Origin of the sequence: Rosenbergiella gaditana (genome assembly GCF_018494065.1) — a bacterium.
Classification (GTDB): domain Bacteria; phylum Pseudomonadota; class Gammaproteobacteria; order Enterobacterales; family Enterobacteriaceae; genus Rosenbergiella; species Rosenbergiella gaditana.
In genome coordinates, this window is sequence record NZ_JABBFR010000002.1 from 73,044 (window position 1) to 98,735 (window position 25,692).

The 25,692-nt window shown below is 45.3% G+C and carries 22 protein-coding genes and 1 tRNA gene; 18 read left to right on the plus strand and 5 right to left on the minus strand.

Annotated features, from left to right (window positions below; translation table 11 throughout):
- Positions 1–110: 110 nt before the first annotated feature.
- Genes HH682_RS01800 through HH682_RS01810 form a run of 3 tightly spaced genes read left to right on the plus strand, consistent with a single transcriptional unit; the run spans position 111 to position 3,240 of the window.
- Entirely contained in the window at positions 111–341 is a 231-nt protein-coding gene (locus tag HH682_RS01800; protein ID WP_214235678.1) for a DUF1656 domain-containing protein, read from the plus strand.
- Positions 342–358: 17 nt separating this feature from the next.
- Positions 359–1,225 (plus strand): efflux RND transporter periplasmic adaptor subunit, encoded by an 867-nt coding sequence (locus tag HH682_RS01805; protein WP_214235680.1) that lies wholly within the window; start codon positions 359–361, stop codon positions 1,223–1,225.
- Entirely contained in the window at positions 1,225–3,240 is a 2,016-nt protein-coding gene (locus tag HH682_RS01810) for an FUSC family protein (RefSeq protein WP_214235682.1), read from the plus strand. Before HH682_RS01805 ends, HH682_RS01810 begins: the two co-directional genes overlap by 1 nt.
- Here the strand turns inward: HH682_RS01810 and HH682_RS01815 are convergent.
- Positions 3,232–3,471, minus strand: coding sequence for a DUF1289 domain-containing protein (locus tag HH682_RS01815; RefSeq protein ID WP_214235683.1), 240 nt, complete (start codon positions 3,469–3,471; stop codon positions 3,232–3,234). The two genes, HH682_RS01810 and HH682_RS01815, sit on opposite strands and share 9 nt — an antisense overlap.
- Before the next feature lie 132 nt (positions 3,472–3,603).
- Here HH682_RS01815 and nemA point away from each other — a divergent pair, with 132 nt between their 5' ends.
- From nemA to rnt, 3 genes are all read left to right on the plus strand, one after another.
- Complete coding sequence (gene nemA / locus HH682_RS01820) at positions 3,604–4,716, plus strand: N-ethylmaleimide reductase (RefSeq protein ID WP_214235685.1); 1,113 nt, start codon at positions 3,604–3,606, stop codon at positions 4,714–4,716.
- 39 nt (positions 4,717–4,755) lie between these two features.
- On the plus strand, positions 4,756–5,166 hold the full coding sequence (gene gloA, locus HH682_RS01825; RefSeq protein ID WP_214235687.1) for a lactoylglutathione lyase: 411 nt from the start codon (positions 4,756–4,758) through the stop codon (positions 5,164–5,166).
- 75 nt (positions 5,167–5,241) lie between these two features.
- The gene (gene rnt, locus HH682_RS01830; RefSeq protein WP_214235689.1) at positions 5,242–5,925 is read left to right on the plus strand and encodes a ribonuclease T; all 684 of its coding nucleotides are present in this window, start codon (positions 5,242–5,244) and stop codon (positions 5,923–5,925) included.
- 10 nt (positions 5,926–5,935) lie between these two features.
- Here the strand turns inward: rnt and HH682_RS01835 are convergent, their stop codons facing one another.
- Positions 5,936–6,268 carry a Grx4 family monothiol glutaredoxin gene (locus HH682_RS01835; RefSeq protein WP_214235691.1) on the minus strand — a complete coding sequence of 111 codons (333 nt, stop codon included), beginning with the start codon at positions 6,266–6,268 and terminating at the stop codon, positions 5,936–5,938.
- Between the two features lie 348 nt (positions 6,269–6,616).
- Here HH682_RS01835 and HH682_RS01840 point away from each other — a divergent pair, with 348 nt between their 5' ends.
- Entirely contained in the window at positions 6,617–7,402 is a 786-nt protein-coding gene (locus HH682_RS01840) for a C40 family peptidase (RefSeq protein ID WP_214235693.1), read from the plus strand.
- Positions 7,403–7,604: 202 nt separating this feature from the next.
- Positions 7,605–8,630: an HTH-type transcriptional repressor PurR gene (gene purR / locus HH682_RS01845; RefSeq protein ID WP_214235695.1), complete on the plus strand. Its 1,026-nt coding sequence runs from the start codon at positions 7,605–7,607 to the stop codon at positions 8,628–8,630.
- On the opposite strand, the gene punR is transcribed toward purR, so the two are convergent.
- Positions 8,627–9,529: a DNA-binding transcriptional activator PunR gene (gene punR, locus HH682_RS01850; RefSeq protein WP_214235697.1), complete on the minus strand. Its 903-nt coding sequence runs from the start codon at positions 9,527–9,529 to the stop codon at positions 8,627–8,629. The genes purR and punR overlap by 4 nt on opposite strands.
- Before the next feature lie 101 nt (positions 9,530–9,630).
- Between punR and punC the strand changes: the two genes are divergently transcribed.
- Complete coding sequence (gene punC, locus HH682_RS01855) at positions 9,631–10,800, plus strand: purine nucleoside transporter PunC (protein WP_214235699.1); 1,170 nt, start codon at positions 9,631–9,633, stop codon at positions 10,798–10,800.
- Between the two features lie 211 nt (positions 10,801–11,011).
- Positions 11,012–12,160 (plus strand): cyclopropane fatty acyl phospholipid synthase, encoded by a 1,149-nt coding sequence (cfa, locus tag HH682_RS01860; RefSeq protein WP_214235701.1) that lies wholly within the window; start codon positions 11,012–11,014, stop codon positions 12,158–12,160.
- 40 nt (positions 12,161–12,200) lie between these two features.
- Here cfa and HH682_RS01865 read toward each other — a convergent pair whose 3' ends face one another.
- Positions 12,201–12,809 carry a riboflavin synthase subunit alpha gene (locus HH682_RS01865; protein ID WP_214236031.1) on the minus strand — a complete coding sequence of 203 codons (609 nt, stop codon included), beginning with the start codon at positions 12,807–12,809 and terminating at the stop codon, positions 12,201–12,203.
- A 160-nt stretch (positions 12,810–12,969) separates the two neighbouring features.
- Between HH682_RS01865 and HH682_RS01870 the strand changes: the two genes are divergently transcribed.
- The 8 genes from HH682_RS01870 to HH682_RS01905 all read left to right on the plus strand — a co-directional run bounded on the left by HH682_RS01870 (position 12,970) and on the right by HH682_RS01905 (position 22,578).
- Entirely contained in the window at positions 12,970–14,343 is a 1,374-nt protein-coding gene (locus HH682_RS01870) for an MATE family efflux transporter (protein ID WP_214235703.1), read from the plus strand.
- Between the two features lie 132 nt (positions 14,344–14,475).
- Positions 14,476–14,552: transfer RNA gene (locus HH682_RS01875), tRNA-Val, on the plus strand.
- A 351-nt stretch (positions 14,553–14,903) separates the two neighbouring features.
- The gene (gene treB / locus HH682_RS01880) at positions 14,904–16,328 is read left to right on the plus strand and encodes a PTS trehalose transporter subunit IIBC (RefSeq protein WP_214235705.1); all 1,425 of its coding nucleotides are present in this window, start codon (positions 14,904–14,906) and stop codon (positions 16,326–16,328) included.
- Between the two features lie 42 nt (positions 16,329–16,370).
- Positions 16,371–18,035: an alpha,alpha-phosphotrehalase gene (locus HH682_RS01885; protein ID WP_214235707.1), complete on the plus strand. Its 1,665-nt coding sequence runs from the start codon at positions 16,371–16,373 to the stop codon at positions 18,033–18,035.
- 106 nt (positions 18,036–18,141) lie between these two features.
- On the plus strand, positions 18,142–19,428 hold the full coding sequence (locus HH682_RS01890; RefSeq protein WP_214235709.1) for a maltoporin: 1,287 nt from the start codon (positions 18,142–18,144) through the stop codon (positions 19,426–19,428).
- Between the two features lie 434 nt (positions 19,429–19,862).
- On the plus strand, positions 19,863–21,275 hold the full coding sequence (gene pykF / locus HH682_RS01895) for a pyruvate kinase PykF (protein ID WP_214235711.1): 1,413 nt from the start codon (positions 19,863–19,865) through the stop codon (positions 21,273–21,275).
- 525 nt (positions 21,276–21,800) lie between these two features.
- Positions 21,801–22,037 (plus strand): major outer membrane lipoprotein, encoded by a 237-nt coding sequence (locus tag HH682_RS01900; RefSeq protein ID WP_048912082.1) that lies wholly within the window; start codon positions 21,801–21,803, stop codon positions 22,035–22,037.
- Positions 22,038–22,164: 127 nt separating this feature from the next.
- Positions 22,165–22,578, plus strand: coding sequence for a hypothetical protein (locus HH682_RS01905; protein ID WP_214235713.1), 414 nt, complete (start codon positions 22,165–22,167; stop codon positions 22,576–22,578).
- A gap of 7 nt (positions 22,579–22,585) precedes the next feature.
- Here HH682_RS01905 and ydiJ read toward each other — a convergent pair whose 3' ends face one another.
- Positions 22,586–25,639 carry a D-2-hydroxyglutarate dehydrogenase YdiJ gene (gene ydiJ, locus HH682_RS01910; protein ID WP_214235715.1) on the minus strand — a complete coding sequence of 1,018 codons (3,054 nt, stop codon included), beginning with the start codon at positions 25,637–25,639 and terminating at the stop codon, positions 22,586–22,588.
- Between the last annotated feature and the right edge of the window lie 53 nt (positions 25,640–25,692).

The following is a 25,692-nucleotide window of genomic DNA, read 5'->3' on the forward strand; positions in this document are numbered from 1 at the left end:
GTATAGTCAATTTTAGACTATTTTCCGTTTTCCTTTTCGGAATTACATATAAGTATCGGTTAAAAAAGCGATTTGTTTAAGTGTTATATTGTCAGATAAGGGATTTAATAATGCATGTGTCACAATTTCCACTTACTTCAGCGTTAACGGATTTGGTTGTAGGCGATATGTTATTTTTTCCTCCCATTTTTAAATCGGTATTACTCGGCTTCTTTTTTTGGCTAGCCATCCACCCCCTGATCCGTCATAAAATTTATTCTGGCCAAGTTTGGCATCCGACATTACTGGATCTTTCGCTTTTCTTCCTCTGTGTTTCTGCCGCGTTAGCGGTCCTGAGATAGTATTATGGATAACTCAAATGAAATTTAATGCGTTACGGTATTTTTCTACCCTATTCACCTTCGCAATCGCCGTTCTAGCGGCATGGTGGATGTGGAATTATTATATGCAGTCGCCTTGGACTCGTGACGGTAAAGTCCACGCAGAGATGGTTAAGGTAGCCTCTGAAGTGGAGGGACGACTGATTGAACTTCCGGTAATAGATAACCAATTCGTTCATAAAGGAACTTTATTATTATCGTTAGACCCGCGCCCTTACCAAATAGCGTTAGAAAATGCTCAAGCTCAGTTAGCAAAAAGTGAAGCCGATCTACGCAAAGCCGAACATGAGTCGACCCGCCGTGCGCAACTCTCCACTAATATTATTTCTGCAGAAGACCAAGACAGTTATCGACAAGCTGCAAGTGCGATGAAAGCCACTATGCTTGCCGCCAAAGCCAACGTTGACCAAGCTGAGTGGAATCTGTCACAAACGAAAATTTATGCGCCGGTTGACGGTTGGGTGACTAACTTCCACCTGCGTAAAGGGGACTATATCAATACCGGTTCCGCGCTATTTGCCTTAGTGGACAGCCACTCTTTTTATGTCGTCGGTTACTTTGAAGAGACGAAATTACGGCATATCCAAGCGGGTTTAGCTGCCACCTTAACGTTGTACAGTGACAATACTGCCTTGAAGGGACGCGTCGAAAGTATTGGGCGCGCAATCAGCGACCAAAGCGTCGATTCTGATAGCCGTCTTGTGCCTGATGTTAAACCGACCGTTCCATGGGTGCGGCTTGCACAGCGCGTACCGGTGAGGATCCGCTTAACCGAACTCCCCCACCAACAACTATTAGTCGCAGGGACTACTTGTACTATCGTTATTCATCCGGTTTCGCACTAATGTCCTGGCAATGGTTAGCTTGGGAGAATTTACCTTGGATTCGCGCAACGCGAGCGCAGTGGCGCTTTGCGCTACGTAATACATTTGCTATGTGTATTGCCTTGAGCTTTGCTTATAGCCTCGATCTTGACCAACCTTATTGGGCCATGACGTCAGCCGCAGTCGTCAGTTTTCCAACTATTGGCGGAGCAATCAGTAAGAGTTTAGGTCGCATTGTTGGCAGTTTGTTGGGAGCCTTAGCGGCGGTACTTATTGCCGGGAATACGCTGAATGACCCATGGTTATTTACTTTAAGCTTTGCCACATGGTTAGGGTTTTGTACTTGGATCGCAAATTTACATCAAAATAATGTTGCCTATGCATTTTCATTAGCGGGTTATACCGCCGCACTGATTGCCTTCAGTACCGTCAATATTACAGAGTTTAGTCAACTCTGGGATATTGCCCAAGCGAGAGTTTGTGAAGCGATTACGGGTATTTTAAGTGCTGGACTAATTCTGATGTTACTCCCCAGTAATTCCGATGGGGATACCTTGATCGTTACCCTTCAACAGATGCAAGTCAGGTTGTTAGAGCATGCTCGCCTTTTATTAAACAGAGAAACGGCAGATAAGGCTCAAACCGCGCATGAAACAATGATTGGGCAGATACTGACCACTAATTTACTGCGTATTCAAGCTTATTGGAGCCATTACCGATATCGGCGTCAAAATCGGGTATTGAATTACGTTTTACATCAACAATTACGTTTAACCGGCGTGTTGTCGGGCTTACGCCGAATGTTGTTAAATTGGCCAGAAGCCCCACCTGCTCTCTTTAAAGCGATCGAGCTTCTCTTGTCGGAACTAGAGCAGCCCGAGTGCGACAAATATAAATTGGCAAAAATTTTACGCACTATCACCCCAGAGATAAGCCAAGGTGATTATCGACAACTCGCGTTTGTCAGCCGTCTACGCTATTTCTGTTGGGTCTATTTGGATGTACAACGCTGGACGCGTCTGGTGAATAACGCGGATCCTGCGCAACGCTTGACACCTCCCAAAGTCCCCGCCCTCGCTTTAGAATCCGATCGTGCTGAGGCATTGCTGAGTGCAGGGCGGACTTTTTTTGCAATTATACTCGGTTGTAGCTTCCAAATTTATACGCAGTGGGATCAAGGTCCTGCAGCGTTAACCTTAACGGCTATTGCCTGCGTGCTTTACTCTTCGGCCCCTTCGCCTTCCGCTAGTGTCACCTTACTGTTAAAGACATTACTGATCCTCTGTGTAATGAGCTTTGTGATAAAATTCGGCGTGATGATTCAAGTTACGCAACTGTGGCATTTTTTACTTGTACTGTTCCCCATCATCATTACCTTGCAGCTTTTCAAACTGCTGATACCAAAGCGCGCCGCGCTATGGGGACAAATTGTAGTGTTTATGGGATCTTTTATCTCTGTCAGTAACCCGCCAACTTGGGACTATGGTGCGGTATTGAATGGCGATGTCGCAAAGGTTTGTGGCGTAATTTTCGCTTGGCTGGCTTTCGTGCTGATTAGGCCGAGTTCCGACGACCGCAAAAGTTTGCGCCATATAAGAGACATTCGTCGAGGTTTCCTCGATCAACTTCGCCCTAAGCCACATGCCAGCCAAAATCATTATGAATCACGGCTCTATTTTCATATTAACCAATTGAAATCCAGCCAACATGCCCAAGCCAAACTCTGGCTACTACGCTGGGGGGTTGTATTACAAAATAGTGCTCATATCGTTTGGGAATTACGGGCTTGGCACACGAGTTCTGAGCGGCTGAGTGCTCAACGCGACCGATGTTTTCAGATTTTACAGACCATTATTAGCGAACGAGGCGTGTATATTTCGCAACTGAATACGGTATTAGAGGAACTGACGGAACAAAGTGCTGAGCTTGCGCAAACAAAAAATCCTGACGCGATACGTCTAGCAGGCATACTTTGGCGCCTTAACTGCTCGTTAGCCCAACTCGGCTATTCGGTCCCGCCGCAAACATTAAAATAATTCACCTTGATCGGCAATGTTTTCTACCGCTATCACCATAACGCGTTGCGCTGCACGTTGCCTCAGCGTGCAGCGCCGTAACACATTACGTTTTTTGGCATCACTAAATTCTTGCCATCCAAAACGTTCTTCTCGATTGCGAAAGCATCCTAAACAATACCCGCGAGCATTAGCTTGACACAGCCCCCTGCAAGGATTCGGTAGCGAAAACATTTCGAGTTGTTCTGCCATGCTCCTCCCTTCACCTGTATTAATGATCAGCTCAATTTGTTGTTCTGTGCGACGGAGGGCTCCCCCCCTTGTCGGGCGACGTAACAAAAACTAATCTGTTTAAAAACCCTTACATTATAGCAGGAGAGTAATATGTCAGCGTTATCCCTCTTTTCCCCACTTGAAGTCGGCGCTATCACTACTCAAAACCGTATTTTCATGGCTCCTTTGACACGTTTGAGAAGTATCGAACCTGGCGATATCCCAACGGAACTGATGAAAACGTATTATCAACAGCGCGCCTCAGCCGGCTTAATTATTACGGAAGCCACGCAGATCTCTTTTGAGGCCAAGGGTTATGCTGGTGCACCAGGATTACACACTGCAGAGCAGGTTGCCGCTTGGCAAGCTATCACCCACGCAGTCCATGCTGAAAACGGGAAAATTGCCGTACAACTCTGGCATACCGGACGTATTTCACACTCATCATTACAACCTAACAACGCCGCCCCACAAGCGCCTTCCGCCTTACCTTCTGAGACGAAAACCTCATTGAAGAATGAGAAAGGCGAAGTGTATCGCAGTGAAACCACTCTCCCACAAGCAATGAGCGTTGCGCAAATCAAGCAAGTTGTGAAAGATTTCGAACAAGCCGCCGTTAACGCACAACAAGCTGGTTTCGATCTTTTAGAACTGCATGCTGCGCATGGTTACCTCTTGCATGCGTTTTTATCACCAGAATCTAACCAACGGACAGACGAATACGGTGGAAGCCGTGAAAATCGTGCGCGTATAATCTTTGAGATTATCGAAGCGGTGTCACGAGTGTGGGGAGCCGGTCACATTGGGATTCGCCTCTCTCCGGTTGGAACCTTCCAAGCATTGGGCAATGGGCCACACGAAGAAGAAGATGCAATCTGGCTGATTGAACAGCTTAATCGTTTCGGGCTGGCCTATTTACATTTATCTGAACCTGATTGGGCGGGAGGTAACTCTTACACTCCCAAGTTTAGACAGTCGGTACGTGCGGCATTCCAACACACCATCATTGGCGCTGGTGCTTATACACTCGAAAAAGGTGAGTCTTTATTAGCGGACGGGCTGATTGATGCTGTGGCATTCGGTCGGGATTTTATTGCCAACCCAGATTTAGTCGAACGTTTTGCGCAACAGGCTCCCCTCAATGCACAACATCCTGAATCGTTCTATGGGGGGGATGAGCATGGCTACATCGATTACCCATTTTTGCCGCAAACAAAAAACTGATATCCTATCCACTGATAACGAGCACTGTAACGAGGTTTTATGCGTTTTTTACATACAATGATCCGTGTCGGGGATCTTGATCGAGCTGTTGATTTTTATACTCGTGTATTGGGGATGCGTTTATTACGTACCAGCGAAAATACTGAGTATCAGTACACTCTCGCCTTCGTGGGGTATACGGACGAGTCTGAAGGTGCCGTATTGGAGCTCACCTATAACTGGGGCGTCGAGCACTACGATCTAGGTAAAGGGTACGGACATATCGCCTTAGAAGTCGATTCTGCTGCTGAAACCTGTGAACGCATCCGTCAAGCAGGCGGTAACGTCACACGCGAAGCAGGCCCGGTCAAGGGTGGTAAAACCGTCATTGCTTTCGTTGAAGATCCCGATGGTTATAAAATTGAACTTATCGAGAAAAAAGACGCTGGTCTTGGATTAAATAACGATTAATCGCTGTTTAAGGGCTGCGTTGCAGCCCTGTTTTTGTCATACTTGCCGACCATTTTCACAGTTATTGAGAATCAGATGTCAGATACTGCCAACGCCAACCTACTCAAACACCGTTTTCGTGGATTTTACCCCGTCGTTATTGATGTCGAGACAGCAGGTTTTAATGCTGAAACGGATGCATTATTGGAGATTGCGGCAATCACCGTGCGAATGGATGAAAATGGCTGGTTAGTTGAAGATCAAAAAATTCATTTCAATATCACGCCTTTTGAAGGGGCGATTCTCCATCCGGAAGCGTTAGCCTTCACCGGAATTAACCCGAATGATCCTGAGCGTAATGCCGTCAGTGAATATGATGCCCTACATGCTATTTTCAAAATGGTGAGAAAAGGAATGAAAGAGGCTGATTGTTCCAGAGCAGTGATCGTGGCCCATAATGCCCATTTTGATCACAGTTTCACCATGGCTGCTGCACAACGTGCTAGCTTGAAACGTAACCCTTTCCACCCTTTTGCAACCTTTGACACTGCCGCGTTAAGTGGATTGGTGTTGGGTCAAACAGTGCTGGCTAAGGCTTGTATCAGTGCAGGGATGAGTTTTGATAGTGAGCAAGCGCATAGTGCCCTCTATGATACCGAGCAGACCACAGCACTCTTTTGTGAATTAGTGAATAGATGGAAGCGTTTAGGTGGCTGGCCACTGGCCGTGGAAGAAGAACAACAACAAGTGGTGGAGACTCCCCCACCACAGGAAAACTAAGCGGTTCGCGTTATTCCGCTTCGCGATATTTATCTGCAATCTCTTTGATCAGAGGTTGCAGTTCGCCCCGCTGGTACATCTCCATAATAATGTCACATCCACCCACGAGTTCACCGTCAACCCAAAGTTGAGGGAAAGTGGGCCAATTGGCATAGGCTGGAAGCTCAGCACGAATATCTGGGTTTTGCAAAATATCCACATAGGCAAAACGCTCGCCACAGCCCGATAGCGCTTGAACTGCTTGCGCAGAGAAGCCGCAGCTCGGTAGCTTAGGTGAACCTTTCATATAAAGGAGAATCGGGTTTTCAGAGATTTGCGTTTTTATTTTTTCAAGGGTGCTCATTTTACTTCCTCAACAACAGCTTAATTTTTTGTATTGTAGCGTTTATCGAGGTCAGTGTGAAATTCCGTGATGTTTTACTTTTCAGACGTACAATACAGATAAGAATTATCTTATTAACACTCATTAACGTGATGTAGATCACATCAATGTAACCATAATACCCCACTCTAGCCGAAATAATAGATAACTAATGAACGCAATCACGCTTAGTAACAGATTTATTTAAATTCTCGCTTAACTTTTAGAAAAGTTCTGGATTAGAATGGCTTAATGGGACTGACAACATTGTCAGAGGTTATTTTTACTCACTGACTCTTTTTTGAGTACATCACTGACTAAATTATAAATATGCGGCTAATAATTACGCTTTCAATTCTTGCTTTTATGCAATTTTTTTTCAATGTCGCCGAAGCGGCACCTCACCGACATCTTAATGCCACTGCGCATAAATCGGTAAAAAAGGTGGCTGCTGAAGACACTCGCCGTAAGCGTAAACAGGTCAAAACCCCCCCTAAACGTACTAAACAACCTCAAGCCCACAAAGTTAAACAAATCTCAAAAAAAACTCTTTCCGCCCCACACTCAACCACATCGCATAAACTTGCTAAAGCCCGTATTACACGAAAAAAATATTATGCGGGTCAGAAAGTCTTGGCACGTCACAATACGCGCATCGCTTCTTCCCGCTCTGCTGCGATGGTCATGAACGCAACCCATCATCAGAAGTATCAAAAAGCGCGTCAAACAGCGATGAGTAAATTAATGAACCAACTGGGGAAACCTTATCAGTGGGGCGGAACCTCACCCCATACTGGTTTTGATTGCAGCGGTTTAGTTTATTATGCTTATAAAGACTTGGTGAAATTTAAGATCCCCCGTACCGCTAACGAGATGTATCACTTACGCGATGCTGCCCCGGTTAAAAGAAACTCTCTCCAAAAAGGCGATTTAGTCTTCTTCCGTATTCATCGCCATGGCGCAGCTGATCATGTTGGTGTTTACGTTGGCAACGGGAAATTTATCCAGTCGCCACGTACCGGCAAAGATATTCAAATCACCGACTTAACCGGTGAATATTGGCAAAAACATTATATTGGTGCACGTCGCGTCATGACGCCAAGCTCGGTGCGTTAATCACTAACTATCTCAGTTAACTCCCCGCTTAGCCGGGGATTTTTTATTTTTTCAGCGGCTATTTTCACTCACCAACGTAACGATTTGTAAACTCATTCCCTTTGTTGCGCAAAAAGCTCGTTTTACCCCCTCCACCCTGCTAGAATCCACCCCCTTTATTTTTAGTTGCGCAAACGCAAACGCTTTCCTAGGAGAATATCCCATGGCAACCATTAAAGATGTGGCGAAACTCGCCGGGGTTTCCACCACCACCGTTTCTCACGTGATCAATAAAACGCGTTTCGTTGCGGAACAGACTCAACAAACAGTATGGGATGCCATCAACACTCTGCACTATTCACCCAGTGCCGTTGCGCGTAGCCTAAAAGTCAATACCACTAAGACCATCGGTCTGTTATCTACGTCTGTAGAAGCCCCGTATTGGGCAGAGATTATCGAAGCCATAGAGAAAAAATGCTTCCAGCACGGCTATACCCTGTTACTGGCTAATGCACACACTGACTTTGAAAAACAGCGTGCCTATCTCTCGATGATGGCGCAAAAACGTGTGGATGGGTTAATGGTGATGTGTGCCGAATACCCTGATTCATTATTAAAAATACTTGAGGATCATAGCCAACTACCCATGGTCGTTATGGACTGGGGCAGTTCGCATGCCAATTTCACCGATACTGTAGAAGATAATGCTTTCGCAGGGGGCCATTTAGCGGCACGGTATTTGTTGGATCGTGGTCATCGGGATATCGGTTGTATCCCCGGCCAAATGGAGCGACATACCGGTGAAGGTCGCTTAGCCGGTTTTATTAAAGCGTTAAAAGATGCTGGCATTACACCCCGCGAAGAATGGATCGTTCAAGGCGATTTCGAATCTGAATCCGGGTATAACGCCATGCAGCAAATCCTTTCCCAAAAACAACGTCCTACCGCAGTATTCTGTGGCGGAGATGTCATGGCGATGGGCGCGATTTGCGCTGCGAACGAACAAGGACTAAATGTACCTCATGATATTTCGGTGATCGGTTATGATAATATCCGAAACTCTCGCTTTTTCAGCCCGTCTTTAACCACCATTCATCAGCCGAAGATTGAACTGGGCGAAAAGGCGTTGGAGATGCTGCTGGATCGAATCGTCAATAAGCGGGATGAGGCACAACGCCTTGAGATTCATCCGCAACTCATTGAGCGACGTTCAGTAATAGATGGCCCTTATATCGACTACCGCCGCTAATCAAGAGATACCAGCCACTCTTGATTGAGCGTGGCAGTATTGCCTAGATATTCCAAAATCCATTGTAGGGCGGGCGAAAAACTATTCTCCCGCCAACTTAGATAACAGGGACTATCTGGAATACTGATGGGTAACTGGATTAACGTCCCTTGCTGCAGGTAAGGCGTAGCAATATGCGCCGGCACCATCGCAACACATAGCCCGGTTTGAACACAACGCATACCCACCGGCCAATTGGGCACAACAAGACGCCGCTGGTTATCCAATGTCCAGGTGTCACGGCGCGGAAGTACTCGCGAGGTATCTTCTATCACCAAAGATGGCCATTCCCGCAAATGATCCTCATTTATGACCCCTTGACGGTGAAGTGGATGATCGTTTGCCACCACACAGCGCCACGATAATTTTCCCATATCACGCACGCTAAATCGCCCTGATACGGGTACCGCCTGAGTGGCGCCAATGGCCATATCGACACGTCCATCGGCGAGAGCGTCCCAAACCCCATTGAAAACTTCGTCGTTGATATGTAATTCAATATCAGGGAAATGACGATAGAAATCGACGACTAGCTGCTCGACGCGGGACTGTTTGACAATTCGATCAATAGCGATAGAGAAGCGCCCTCTCCAGCCATTAGCCAGCTGCTGGCATTGTTGTCGAGTGCCATTCATTTTTTTGATAACACTACGCGCTTCAGTGAGAAAATGTTCGCCTGAAGGCGTTAATAAGACATCACGATGTCGCCGCTCAAACAGTTCAACTGCCAGCCACTCTTCAACTTGCTTGACTGAATAGCTGATGGCAGATGGCACTCTATGTAATTCCTGAGCAGCGCCAGAGAAACTTCCATTTCTTGCCACGCTGTCAATGACGGTTAAGGTATACTCTGACCACATAGTACTTTCAATTATTTTGAATAGTGTTGACAAATATTACCGTTTTACAAACAAGTCTGCATCCTTTTACACTCACCGGATTATTTTGACTAGGACGCCCCATGCAACATCCGAAACTCTTCTTCGTTTACCTCGCCCTGCTAAGCATGCTGGGTTTTCTGGCAACAGATATGTATCTCCCTGCCTTTACCGCCATGCAAGACTATTTAGGAACCACCGCCAATATGGTCAGTGCTAGCCTCAGTCTATTCTTAGCGGGATTCTGTTGTGCACAGCTATTTTGGGGCCCTCTGTCGGATAAAATTGGCCGCCGAACCGTGTTGGTTTATGGTCTTTCTCTTTTTACCTTGAGTTGTCTAGCCGTCGTATGGGTGACCGATGCTCGGGTGTTATTAGCACTGAGATTTCTTCAAGCCTGTGGTGTCTGCGCCGCTGCAGTATGTTGGCAGTCCTTAGTGCTTGATCACTTTCCCAAAGAAAAAGCCCATAAAATGTTCGCGGCGATCATGCCATTGGTCGCGCTCTCACCCGCACTTGCACCGCTGATTGGTGCCTGGCTGATCACCCATTTTGACTGGCAAGCAATATTTGGCACGTTAACGTTAATCAGTACACTGTTACTGGGCCTCACCTTTTATTTACTTCCAGCACAACAGTTAGTGTCGTCAAAAGCGACCGGGCACCTGCCATATAAAACATTACTCTCGCAGCCGCAATTCACTGGTAATATTCTTATTTATGCAGCCTGTTCTGCAAGTTTCTTCGCTTGGCTAACCGGTTCTCCTTTTATCATGGGACAATTGGGATTGAGTCCGAGCGAAATTGGATTGAGCTATATTCCGCAAACCGTGACTTTTTTAATCGGTGGTTTTGGTTGTCGTGCCTTATTAAACCGTTTTAACGGCGAGCAACTATTACCTTGGTTACTCCTTTTTTATCTGGGTAGTGTCTTGGCTTTACTGGTTAGCGGATTATGGATGACACCTTCGCTCTGGCTTTTGCTTACCCCTTTTAGTGTGATGGCCATGTCTAACGGCGCTATCTACCCGATCGTTGTATCGAAAGCGTTAAAAGCCTTTCCTGAGCACAGCGGTAAAGCCGCTTCAGTACAGAACTTTACACAACTTGGCGTATGTTTTTTGTATAGCCTATGGGTTTCTTCACAAATCGATCACGTGTTGAGTATTACCGTTATCGCCATGGCAACCACTGTCGTCTTGGCACTAATTGGCTATTTTTACCAAGCGTCTACCGAAAGAACGTCTCGCTAACCGGTTTTTCCTTCGCCCTATATTCCCTATTGAACTCTACCGAAGTCAGTCCTATACTGACTTCGGTAGCCGACGTATTACAAAACTTTACGCTACCACCTCATTATAAAAATAATTAGTTGTCACTGATGAATAGCTGTTTACTTTTCTAGGGAAAGTTATGCAACCGCTCCCAAGCGTAGTGTGTTATTTAAACAGGTGATATACGCATATGTCCACGTCATATATAGAAGAAATTAATTTAAAAGAAGATCATTGGTTTCGTATTGCACAGGAGCTACTCGATCGTGCTGATGTTCAGATTAACGGTTCAAGAGCTGGCGATATACGTGTCGTCAATCAGCAATTTTTCAAACGAGTATTACAAGAAGGTTCTTTAGGCTTAGGTGAAAGTTATATGGATGGTTGGTGGGAATGCGACCGTCTCGATATATTCTTCACAAAAGTTCTCCGTCATAAATTGGACCATCAATTACCCCGCCATTTTAAAGATACTTTACGTATTGCGACCGCGAGACTGACGAACCTTCAGTCGAGAAAACGAGCCTGGATTGTTGGAAAAGAACATTACGATTTAGGTAATGACCTTTTTTCTTTAATGCTCGATCCTTATATGCAGTATTCTTGTGCATATTGGCCTACTGCATCGACACTTGAAGCGGCTCAAGAGGCTAAACTCGACCTAATTTGTCGTAAATTGCAACTGCAACCCGGGATGACCTTATTAGATATCGGCTGTGGCTGGGGCGGATTGTCGGAATATGCCGCCAAACATTATCAAGTTAAGGTCAAGGGCGTTACCATCTCTGCCGAACAACAGAAAATGGCTCAGCAACGTTGTGCAGGTTTGGATGTCGAAATATTACTGCAAGATTATCGCGATCTGCATGAGCAATTTGATCGGATCGTGTCTGTCGGGATGTTCGAGCATGTTGGTCCAAAAAATTATGCCACGTATTTTGATGTGGCAGCCAGAAACCTCAAGCCTGATGGACTCTTTGTGCTCCATACCATAGGGTCCAATCATACAGACCTCAATGTTGACCCTTGGATTGATAAATACATTTTCCCCAACGGTTGCTTACCATCAGTCAAACATATTGCAGAATACAGTGAACCGCATTTTGTCATGGAAGATTGGCATAATTTTGGACCGGACTACGATAAAACGTTAATGGCATGGTATGACCGTTTTCTTGCCGCGTGGCCTGAACTTTCACAACGTTATGACCCGCGCTTTAAACGTATGTTTACCTATTATCTTAATGCTTGCGCAGGAGCGTTTCGTTCTCGTGATATTCAGTTATGGCAAGTCGTGTTCAGTCGCGGTCTTGACGGCGGGCTGCGCGTGGCACGCTGAATAAAAAAAGCTCCTTTCACACTCAGGAGCTTTTTTACCGTTACTTTTTATGCAGCATTCTTTCCACTGTATCAACGATGGCCTGAGTCTGTGTATCAATTTCAATATTGACACTGTCACCTAATTTACGATCAGACAATAATGTCCGCTCTAACGTTTCAGGGATAAGATGTACGCAGAAGCGCCGCTCAGTCACATCACCTATGGTCAAACTACAGCCATCAACTCCAATAAAGCCTTTATGCAGCACATACTTCATTAAACTGGGATCATTAATCTCAAACCAGACCTCCCGGTTGTGCTCAGATTGAATAATTTTACTCACTGAGGCTTGTGCCATAATATGGCCGGACATCAAGTGCCCACCGATTTCGTCTGAAAATTTAGCCGCACGCTCAATGTTAACTCGGTCACCGACCGATAACTGTCCCAAATTCGTGACGCGGAGCGTTTCTTTGATCAGGTCAAAACTTACTGTATTGCCCTTTATTTCAGTAACAGTTAGGCAACACCCATTATGCGCCACCGAAGCACCAATTTGTAATGCCTCTAGCCACGCTGGCGGAAACATCACTTTATGCGTGCGAAACAGTGGTTGTTCATCGATTTCAATAATTTCAGCGGTGCCGAGCACAATACCAGTAAACATCTCTTCCCCCTTATTTTGCTTCAGATTATCACATATTGCGGCATGAACATGACTGGCTGGTGCCATAAGAGAAAATAATTATCCTTTTCTTCTTTATGTATGTAGGGAGTTCGGCGATGATAGCCTGAGATTGGGATAATAATTGAGTTAAGGATATCCAGTGCAGAAATATTTTAAAGAAGCTAAACAGTTACTGGTGCTAGCTATCCCTGTCATTTTGTCACAAACCTCGCAAACGGCGATGGGGTTCGTTGATACAACAATGGCTGGTTCTGTTAGTGCTACCGATATGGCGGCGGTTGCGATCGGTACGTCAATATGGTTACCCGTTATTTTGTTCGCATTAGGCGTATTAATGGCAATTACACCCACAATTGCTCATTTAGCTGGCTCGGGACGTAGGAATAAAGTCGGGGATCATGTTCAACAAGGTTTATGGCTTGCTGCATTCCTTTCAATTTTAGTGATTGCCATTATTTGGAATGCCGGAATATTTATTCGAGCAATGTCAGGAATCGATCCCAAAATGGCGGATATTGCCGAGCGTTACCTGCATGCATTGATGTGGGGCGCACCAGGGTTTCTCTTCTTCCAAGTCATTCGCGACCAATGTGATGGCTTATCGAAGACGAAGCCAAGTATGGTCTTTGGTTTTATCGGCTTACTGTGCAATATCCCTATCAACTACATCTTTATTTATGGCCATTTTGGTATGCCTGCACTGGGTGGTGTTGGCTGTGGTGTCGCCACCGCCTCCGTCTATTGGATGATGTTTTTTGGCCTGTGGTTATGGACAAAAAAATCTCGTAGCCTGCAAGATATCCGCCCCACCGCTCGCTGGGCTAAACCAAACTTTACCGTTATAGGTCGGATTATCACGCTTGGATTGCCCATTGCCTCTGCCCTATTTTTTGAAGTGACACTTTTTGCCGTTGTGGCAATATTAGTCTCTCCCCTAGGTGTTGTTGAGGTAGCAGGTCACCAAATTGCGCTGAATTTTAGCTCTTTAATGTTTGTTATCCCGCTATCAATGGGAATCGCTAGCACAATCCGAGTAGGCTACCAGTTGGGCCGTGGTTCAACTCAAGGTGCACAAGTGGCCGCATGGACATCTCAAGCCGTCGGGTTATGTTTTGTCTGCTGTACGGCGATTGTCACAGTAGTGTTCCGCCATGATATTGCTCGGTTATACAATGATGACCCTGCTGTTGTCACACTCGCGGGGCAATTGATGTTTCTCGCTGCTATTTATCAATGCTCAGACAGTGTACAAGTGATTGGGAGCGGAATATTACGAGGCTATAAAGATACTCGTGCTATTTTCTTTATTACTTTTATTGCTTATTGGCTATTGGGATTACCCTGCGGCTATATTCTGGCACTCACGGATATGGTTGTACCGCGAATGGGACCTGCAGGCTTCTGGTGTGGCTTTATCATCGGTTTAACCTCCGCGGCGATAATGATGGTTCTACGTATCATTACTCTGCAGAAAAAACCTACTGATGTGATTTTAACGCGTGCAAGCCGGTAAAAAGTGCTTTAAACGATTAAAATTTCCACTCAGTGATTAGATGTCAACCATTTAGCAGGTATTTATTGTTTTCTGCTTGCCAGTCGCTAAGGATGCCGTTAATATTCGTCCCGCTGTAGCAATGCAGCGTGTGCGTCCGTAGCTCAGTTGGTTAGAGCACCACCTTGACATGGTGGGGGTCGGTGGTTCGAGTCCACTCGGACGCACCATAAATCATCGTCAACTTCATTAATTCCTCATTTTCCTTTTTATATTATATTTATCTTAATAAATAATTATTATTTTGTTGTTGTTGTCATTTACTTTAACAAGTCATTACAATTACCTTCTAAAATTTATTATTAAAGTAATGAGTAACTTTAAATACCCTCCCCTTTGATATCAGCACGTAATAATTCTATTTTAGTGATCTTCATCCCACATAGTTAATTGTTAGCAAGCCTTTTTAGCTTAAGCAGGTTAAATTTTACCTCTCATCTTTAGCGAAATAACTATCAGCCATAATTCTCTGACTTTGGCTGAACTTAAGTCAGCTCTGCTATAAAATTAAAGGATGAATTATGAGTAAGCTGCATCAAAAGGAAATTGATAGCCTCGTGAAGTTACTCGGCGGGCAGGATAATATTAATAGTGTCAGCCATTGTATTACACGTCTACGATTAGTACTTAATGACCCAAGCCTAGCCAAACCTAAAGATATTGAAAAACTCTCGATGGTAAAGGGATGTTTCACCAATGCAGGTCAATTTCAGGTCGTTATTGGACCGCAGGTAAAAGAATATTATCAAGGCTTAATGGATACCCTTGAACTCTCAAGCTCAGATAAATCCTCTATTCGTCAGGCGGCTCGGAAAAATATGTCTTTTTCAGAAGCCGCCTTTTCCCATATTGCTGAAATATTTTTCCCTCTGCTTCCTGCATTAATTAGCGGTGGCCTTATATTAGGGTTTAGGAATATTATTGGCGATATTCCATTCAGTCATGGTCTGACTCTCGCTCAGCAGTATCCCGTTTGGCAAACGATTTATGAATTACTTTGGTTACCCGGCGAAGCTATTTTTATGTTTTTACCGGTCGCTGTATGTTGGTCAACGGTATCTAAAATGAAAGGTACACCAATATTAGGCATTATATTGGGCATTACCTTAGTTTCCCCCCAATTGATGAACTCTTATTCATTAGGTCAGCAAATTCCTGAAATCTGGGATTTTGGCTGGTTTAGTGTGGAGAAAGTGGGTTATCAAGCGCAAGTCATTCCTTCAATACTTGCGGGTATGATGTTAGCCCTGATTGAACGCCAGCTAACCCGTATTGTTCCTCTATCCTTAAATTTGGTGTTAGTGCCAGTGACTTCATTACTGTTGGCTATCCCACTGGCCCATGCTGTGATTGGGCCTTTCGGTCGTTTACTCGGGGAAGGCGTGGCATTTATCGTACAGTATGTCATGACGGGAAGCTTAGCACCAATTGGCGCAGCGCTTTTCGGTTTCCTCTATGCACCCTTAGTAATCACTGGCATCCATCAAACTACCATAGCCATTGATATGCAGATGATTCAAAGCATGGGTGGCACACCGGTATGGCCATTGATTGCGCTATCGAATATCGCTCAGGCCTCAGCGGTGATTGGGACGATCCTTAGGGATAAACGTCGACAACAGCGGGAGGTTGCGATTCCCGCAGCGATAGCGGCTTATCTTGGCGTGACTGAACCTGCAATGTATGGCGTGAACTTGAAGTCCCGATACCCGATGCTTTGCGCAATGATCGGTTCAGCACTCGCCGGTTTGGTTTGTGGCTTCAATCAGGTGCTAGCCAATGGTATTGGTGTCGGTGGTCTGCCCGGCATCCTATCTATTCAACCGCAATTTTGGCTAACATTTTTCTTCGCCATGATTATCGCTATCGCCGTACCGATAATTCTAACCTTGTTGTACGCTAATTACCTGAGCCGTCGGCAACACAATCTGTCTGTCGAGGAGTAAGTCCCTCATCAATCAGGCAGAATATCAAGGAGGCGTTGTACCATGGAACAAAAATGGTCTCAGAATAAAGTGGTTTATCAAATTTACCCTAAGAGTTTTCAAGATACGACCGACAATGGAATTGGCGATTTAGTGGGTATTATTCAACGACTGGATTATTTGCAGTTTCTCGGCGTCGATATTATTTGGTTAACGCCTATCTACCCTTCTCCTCAAGTAGATAATGGGTACGATATTAGTGATTATTATAATATAGACCCCCTTTACGGCTCTATGGCCGATTTTGAAAACCTTGTCCAACAAGCGCACCTAAGAAATATGCTCATTATGATGGATATGGTGTTCAACCATACTTCAACTGAGCATCCTTGGTTTATACAAGCTTGCGATCCCAAGAGTCAATGGCATCCTTTTTATATTTGGCAGGAGGCCTCAGCTGAAGGGCTACCCACTAATTGGGTTTCTAAATTTGGGGGGAGTGCTTGGCAATGGCAAGAAAGAACCGGTAAGTACTATTTACACCTATTCAGCCCACAGCAAGCTGATCTGAATTGGGATCATCCACCGGTGCGTCAAGCCATCAAAGATATCTGTCAATTTTGGGCTGCTAAAGGCGTTGATGCATTTCGATTGGATGTCGTTAATCTTATTTCCAAACCCTCTGAATTTCTTGATGACCCCAGTGGGGATGGTCGAAAATTCTATACCGACGGTCCTAAGGTGCATCAGTACTTGCAGGAAATTAGCCGTGATGTATTTCAGCCTCTAGGCCTGATCACGGTGGGGGAAATGTCTTCCACATCCTTACAGCATTGCCAGCAGTATGCAGCGCTCGATAATCGCGAGCTCACCATGGTCTTTAATTTTCATCATTTAAAGGTAGATTATTCTGAGGGTAATAAGTGGAGTTTAGCCCCCCCTGACTTTTTAGAACTAAAGCAGGTTTTCAGTTACTGGCAACAGGGAATGCATCGACGGGCAAATAGTGCGATTTTTTGGGGTAATCATGATCAGCCCCGCGTTGTTTCACGATTCGGCGAAGATAAAGACTACCGCGTCACCTCAGCGAAAATGCTTGCCATGATACTTTATGGTATGCAAGGCACCCCTTATATTTTTCAAGGCGAAGAGATCGGTATGACCAATGCTGGTTTTACAGATATTTCTCAGTATCGCGATATTGAAAGCCTCTCTATGTATACTGAACACTGTAATCGTGGCATCCCTGCAGCTGAATCACTGGCGATTCTTGCCACTAAATCTCGTGACAATAGCCGAACCCCAATGCAGTGGAACAATGAACTCTACGCCGGGTTTAGTCGTACCGCACCATGGATCTCCCTCAACCCAAATTATCGTCAAATCAATGTCGCTGCCGCAATCGCCGATCCGGATTCTATTCTACATACCTATCGCGCACTTATTCACTTACGCAAGCAGTACCAGATTATTCAGTTAGGTGACTATCTTGATCTACTCCCAGAACATCCAAAAATTTGGTGCTATCGGCGGCGTTGGAATAATCAAATACTGTTGGTCGTCGCCAATCTAACGACCCAATCCGTCGATTGGTCTCCGCCAAACTTCGGTCATCACTCACAGTATCAACTGCTGTGGGCAAATTATCCTACAGTCACTGATGCCCCGACTGCAGGTCCGTTAAAAGCGTATCAAGCCGCATGGTGGCTATGGACAGAGAATAATTAATCCGGTGAGGCAGACTCAGGGCGCATGAAGCCATGCTCTCAACCTCTACGGGTGTATCGCTAGTGCTGGTATTTTAATGTTCTATTGACCTCAGGAGTGACCAATAATGACTCAAGGAAGGGTATCCCACGTTATATTTATCGTAACCGCAGCAATAACTCTACCCGTCTACGCCTTAGATTTTAAAGGGTATGCAAGGTCAGGCATTGGATGGAGCAGTCGCGGCGGTGAACAACAGTGCCAAACTGTCACGGGTGCGGCCAGTAAATATCGCCTCGGCAATGAATGTGAAACCTATGCTGAGCTAAAACTTGGACAACAAGTTTGGAAGCAAGATGACGCGAGTTTTTATTTCGATACCAATTTAGCCTATGCCGTCTCACAACGAGCGGATTTTGAAGCCGTTTCCCCAGCCTTACGTGAAGTGAATATTCAAGCTGATAACCTACTCCCTGCCCTGCCTGGCGCCAAGCTTTGGGCGGGTAAACGTTTTTATCAGCGCCATGATGTGCATATGATCGATTTCTACTATTGGGATATTTCAGGGCCCGGTGCAGGATTAGAAAATATTAACACTGGTTGGAGCTCGCTCTCATTGGCCGTGACACGTAATAGTGAGACGGGGGGTTCACAGGGCTATATCTCACAACAAATAAGAGAAAAAGATGTCATCACTGATACCCTTGATTTTCGTGTCGCCGATCTTAAGGTTAACCCAGGCGGTAGACTTGAAGTTGGCGTTGATTACGGCAGAGCCAATCCAAGCGAAGGTTACTCTCTGTTAAACAATGCGAGTAAACAGGGATGGCTCTTCACTGCGTCTCATCGTCAAACGTTATCAACAGGGTGGAGTACCTCGGTGCTGCAATATGCCACCGATGCCATGACGTCACTGAATAATGGCCGAGCTCAAGGTGCGGCAGTGAATAATCGAGGGAAAATGCTACGACTCATTCAACACGGTACTTATGAGCTCAACGACCGTTGGGGTTTTACCTATGTTGCGATGTATCAAGATATTCAACGTGATGACGATAATGGTACACGCTGGCTTACTGCAGGTGTCCGCCCCATGTATCACTGGACACCAACGATGAGTACCTTGGTCGAGTTGGGGTATGATCAGGTTAAATCGCAACGAACCGAACAGACTAATAGCCAGTACAAAATTACCCTCGCACAACAGTGGCAAGCTGGGCTGGGGAACTTTGCCCGCCCAGCTCTGCGTTTGTACGTCACTTATGCGGACTGGAAAGAAAAATGGGGCTATGCGGTGTCAAATGATCTCGGTAAGATCAAAGGCATGGCCTATTCTGATAACACTGCCCTAAGACTCAGCCGTGGGGCCAGAGATGAATTGAGCTTTGGGGCACAAATGGAAATTTGGTGGTAATGGGTGGGTAGCACTAGTTTAGCAACTGTTTCCTCCCCATCTTACAGTGGGTAGCCTCTCGAGCTGACTCCCAGTGAAAGCATACCGGGAGGCTACAATTCATTGAGAGGTATCATTATTTTATTATTTGTCGTACTGGCCTTAGCGAATTCTGTTTGGTTTCCGGGCACTAAGTGACTATAATATGGATGTTACCCACTGAAAAGGTCTTTACGAATAACGTGATAAGGTCCTTAACGTACAGAGTGTGCTTCACTCAACATTTTTTTAGCCCTATGCGTATAGCCTACTCCTACGCATGCTGCTTCCTTCGTTTTAAAGATCTCTTTTTCAATCCAAAGAATTCGTTCTACTCCGCCCTAGAAGTATTCCCAGCGGGTGCCGTTCGCTTTGCCCCGCACAAGTTCATTCATTTCAACTAATAGACAAATATTATGAAAAAGACAAAAATCGTCTGTACCATCGGTCCTAAAACTGAATCAGAAGAGATGCTAACCAAACTGCTTGATGCAGGAATGAACGTTATGCGTCTGAATTTTTCTCACGGCGATTACGACGAACACGGTCAGCGTATCGCGAATCTGCGTGCAGTAGTGGGTAAAACAGCTCACCATGCGGCGATACTTCTTGATACCAAAGGCCCTGAAATCCGCACCATGAAGCTTGAAAACGGAAACGATGTTTCCCTTCAAGCTGGTCAAACCTTTACCTTTACGACCGATCAATCGATTATTGGTAACCAAGATCGTGTGGCCGTCACCTACTCTGGTTTTGCCGCGGATCTAAGCATTGGTAATACCGTACTGGTCGACGATGGCCTATTAGGTATGGAAGTGATAGAAGTCACCGAAAACACCGTAGTCTGTAAAGTGCTTAACAACGGTGATCTCGGTGAGAATAAAGGGGTTAACCTACCCGGCGTTTCAATCCAGTTACCTGCGCTATCTGAAAAAGATAAACGTGATCTCGTGTTTGGTTGCGAGCAAGGTATCGACTTCGTCGCGGCTTCATTTATCCGTAAACGTTCTGATGTGTTGGAGATACGTGAGCACCTTAAACAACATGGCGGCGAGCATATCCAAATCATCTCTAAAATTGAGAACCAAGAAGGCCTCAATAATTTTGATGAAATTTTAGAAGCGTCAGATGGCATCATGGTAGCACGCGGTGACCTCGGCGTAGAAATCCCTGTTGAAGAAGTTATCTTTGCCCAAAAAATGATGGTGAAGAAATGTAATCAGGCGCGTAAAGTGGTTATCACTGCGACCCAGATGCTTGATTCAATGATCAAGAATCCTCGCCCTACCCGTGCCGAAGCTGGCGACGTGGCCAATGCAATTCTCGATGGTACTGACGCGGTAATGCTGTCAGGTGAAAGTGCGAAAGGAAAATATCCTCTTGAAGCGGTCACCATCATGGCGACTATCTGTCAGCGTACCGATGCCGTAATGAAAAGCCGTATCGACGAGCTCAAAGAAGGTCGTAAACTTCGCATCACTGAAGCGGTATGCCGCGGTGCTGTGGAGACTGCAGAAAAATTAGCGTCAACGTTAATCATTGTGGCGACTAAAGGCGGTAAATCTGCAAAATCTATTCGCAAATATTTCCCATCGGCCACTATCTTAGCCCTAACGGACAATGAGACAACCTGTCGCCAATTACTTCTAACCAAAGGGGTTACGACGCATTTTGTTCCTGAAATCACTTCTACCGATGACTTCTACCGTATCGGTAAAGAGATCGCGGTAGCGGAAGGTTTCGCTCAGAAAGGTGATGTTGTGGTCATGGTATCCGGTGCATTGGTACCAAGCGGTACGACAAATACCGCTTCTGTACACATAGTATAGTCCTTATCAATTTAGTAAAGGTCAGGTTTCCTGGCCTTTTTTTTGCCTACAATATTCCTCAAACAGTACCTGCACTTTAAATTATTATTTTTAATCGATTAGCTAATTAATAAAAGCGAGTATTAATTCGAAAAAATATTTTTTATTCTTAATTCTTTTCTTATTTTATCTGAACTATCTGCTTTCAATTGAGTCGTAGTAGTACGATTCATTATTTCTTCTGAGCCTTTTCACAGAAATCGGTACGACTACTTTCAATATCAATTACTTTTTTCTCTTTATAAGTCACTTATATATCGATAAATAAGATTAGCAAAAGCATTTTTTGCTCACAATTCAAAGGTTAGCCCGATTGAATAGTATTTTTATCTCAAAAAAACTTATCAATAAAAACCGAATGAACACTATTTAAGCGAATAAGCGTTTTTAAGCATCTTCTTATAAAAAATTTATTCTCAACTTAAAAAGCTTTGTGTAATACTTATCTGGCTACATGGATATTAACCTAATAACGAGGGTAAAATAATGAATCGTACTAAACTGGTACTGGGCGCGGTAATTCTTGGTTCAACTCTGCTTGCTGGTTGTTCTAGCAACGCTAAAATTGACCAACTGTCAAGCGACGTTCAAACTCTGAACACCAAAGTTGATCAACTGAGCACCGACCTGAACTCAGTACGTACTGACGTTCAAGCTGCTAAAGATGATGCAGCTCGCGCTAACCAGCGTCTGGACAACCAAGCTCACTCTTACCGTAAGTAAGAGTCTTGGACTAGAAAATGGCATCCTTCGGGGTGCCATTTTTTTATTCAATTCCTAATCAACGCTTGCAAACACATAATAACTCGCTATGATAATGATAATTGTTATCATTAAATAAGGAGCTATTATGCCTATCCCCCATTCATTCTCGCTCTGGATAACCAGTAATCTAGAAGATTATCAGCAAACGCTTGAAGATTTACGCGTTGAGTACTATCTCGCTGAACGTCCACTTTACAACAAACAATGTACTTTAGGACAGCTGCGCCAATTCAACGATTTAAGCCTAAAAATTGCTGATTACTGCTATATACAAGGTGATGACGATAATTACTTCGCCGTCCTCTCTGGTCTCCATCAAAAGCTGATCGAGCAGTTACACAGTAATGTTCAACGAGAGTCACTGTTTAAAGCGCAGACTATCCAATTAGCCCGTCATTCAATGACAGGCCTTTGCCAAGTGTTTATTGCACAGGGTAACTGGCAGAAAGCCAGCGAACTGCAACGTGAATTTTTGCAATACGCTGACTCGATGAGCTAGGAGGGGATTATGATTGTTGTCGAGCCATTTGTAATAATGCTTGGAGTGGGTGCTTGATCTTGTCTCCACCAAAGCGTTTTACTTGGCTTCGACAAGAAAAGCCAGTTGCCAAGCAACGTTCTATAGGTTTATCTGCGAGTTGCGGTTGCCACGATAGCCCAAAGATTTTACGAGAGTTCTCTAAGTTTCGCGCTTCATGCCCATAGGTCCCTGCCATACCGCAACATCCCGCATTTATGGTATGCAATTTCGCACCGTACTTGGCGAAAATGTCTTTCCACTGCTGAGAGGCTGACGGTAGCGCTGTAACTTCGGTACAATGAGAGAAAAGGTACCATTCCTCCTGACTCTTAGGAGTATGCTCGGCAGGTAATGCCACTGTTTTCAGCCACTCGTGGGCTAACAGCACGTTAAATTCGCCACGGTCATTACCCAATACTTTATATTCATCGCGATAACACAACACTAATGCCGGGTCAGTCCCCACCATCGGCAGATTTAATGCTGCCACACGGTTTAAGACATCTGCACTTTTTTTCGCTGTCCGTGCAAAACGTTGTAAGAACCCTTTGACTTGCTGAGGCTTACCGTTCGGCACAAAAGGTAACAGTACGGGCTTATAGCCTAAATGGCTAATCAGTTGCACTAAATCATTAACCAGATTCGCTTCGTAGAAGCTGGTGAAGGGATCCTGCACCACCACGACGTAATTCGCTCGCTGTTCAACGGACATCGTTTGGAGGTCTTCAAGGGTGGTGCTCAAAGCAGAATGCCCTGTAAGCTGACTGCGTAGGGTTGGATGCGACAGTGGCGGGAGATCGACCATACCCACATATCGACGACTTAACTGGTTCACCCAAGGCTTGGCTAAGAAGAAATTGATGGCTTGCGGTGCTTTAGCCATGACAGGCAGCAATGGCTCGATATTCGCAACGATGTGGTCAGCAACAGGCCGCAAATAGCGTGTATGATAAAGCGCTAAGAATCGTGCACGGAAGACGGGTACGTCGATTTTAATCGGGCACTGTGTCGCACAAGCTTTGCAGGCAAGGCAGCCATTCATCGACTCTTTGACTTCGTGAGAAAAGTCGTACTCTGCCCTTTTAGCTCCCCAGCTATTTTTTACTTTCTGACTGAGCGAGCGTAAAGAGAAGCCTGGTGAGCTGTCGAGCGTCTCAGGGTCGATATTCTGCTCAGACAACAAACGTAACCACTCACGGACCAAGGTTGCACGGCCTTTAGGTGAGTGAATTCTGTCTCGGGTGACCTTCATCGACGGACACATCGGGCTGTTCACATCGAAATTAAAGCAAAGGCCATTACCGTTACAATCCATTGCCCCCCGCCAGTTCTCTCGCACCACCACGGGTATTTGTCGGTCAAAAGTCCCACGCGTAGGGCTATCTATGGGTAATAATGCCGTGTCGTTATCCAGTGGCTGGCAAATTTTACCTGGGTTTAAACGGTTATCCGGGTCAAAAGCGGTTTTGATTCGACGTAGTTGATAATAAAGTTCTGGCCCAAAAAAGTCCGCACTGTAAGCGGAACGGTAACCCTTACCATGCTCTCCCCACAACAATCCGCCGTACGAGCGAGTGAGTTCGGCAACTTGGTCCGAAATGCTCAGCATTAATTGATGATGCTCGGGTAAGGTCATATCCAGTGCAGGGCGAACGTGCAGTACCCCCGCGTCGACATGACCAAACATGCCGTAGGAGAGATTGTGGTTATCCAGAATCGCTCTGAACTCTGTGATGTAATCAGCTAGATGTTCGGGTGGGACTGCCGTATCCTCAACAAATGGAATCGGTTTAGCGCGTCCCTTGGTATTACCTAATAGCCCAACCGCTTTTTTACGCATCGCGTAAATTCTTTCGACTTGCTCCAATTGGCGGCAACATTGATAACCTATTACACCAGCTTGCTGAGTCTCACGTAAATAATCGAGTTTCTGGCACAGCGCAGCCACTTGTTGCTCAATCTGTTCAACGTTATCGCCAGCAAATTCAACAAGGTTAATCCCTTGCATCACTTGGCCTTCAACTTCAGTCATTAACTCACTCACCGAGTGCCAAACAATATCTTCGCGAGCAAGGTTTAAAACTGTTGAATCAATGGTCTCAACGGACAGGGCTTTGGCTTCCACCAGAAAAGGAGCATTGCGAAGCGCGGAATCGAAGGAGTCATATTTAATGTTAACCAGCTGGCGAAGCTTAGGTAACGGTAAAATATTAAGTTTAGCCTCAGCGATGAAAGCGAGCGATCCTTCTGCACCACACAGTATTCGTGTCAGATCAAAGTATTCGTCATCTTCAGAAAAAACATGCCGTAAATCGTAACCGGTTAAAAAACGGTTTAGTTTGGGAAATTTCTGCTCAATCAGTGCGCGATTATCTATGCAGCTACTCATTACTTCGCGATAGATTTTCGCTTCTTGAGTCGTACTCTGCCCCTTCATCTCTGCTTGCTGACGCGATAGCGGAACCGTATCGATCACTTCTCCATTCAGTAGTACAGCACGTACGCCCAGAACGTGAGTCGAGGTCTTACCATAAATCAGTGAGCCTTGACCCGACGCATCGGTATTGATCATGCCACCTATCGTGGCGCGGTTACTGGTAGAAAGCTCTGGTGCGAAAAAGAAGCCCTGCGGTTTTAGCCACGTATTTAGCTGATCTTTGACAACACCCGCTTCAACCCGCACCCACCCCTCTTCAGCATTAAATTCGAGGATACCATTCATATGCCGCGAGAGATCTACCACGATGCCGTTGGTGAGAGACTGGCCATTAGTGCCCGTTCCGCCGCCACGCGGTGTAAAAGTTATACTGCGATAACGTTCAGTAGAGGCCAATTGCGTAATGGCCACAATATCCTCTAATGATTTAGGGAATAGAATGGCATCAGGTAAGTTTTGATAAATACTATTGTCGGTTGCCATACTTAGGCGGTCGGCATAGCGCTGTCCAATATCTCCCGCAAATCCATATTGTTTGAGTAGTTGTAAAAATTTACGGGTTACGTCTGTCTGTCCAGGAGAGTGATTTAGTTGTGGAATCATTTGCCCATTGCCAATTTAAAAGTGGTCTTCGATCAACCCCTTTGTTTTAACAT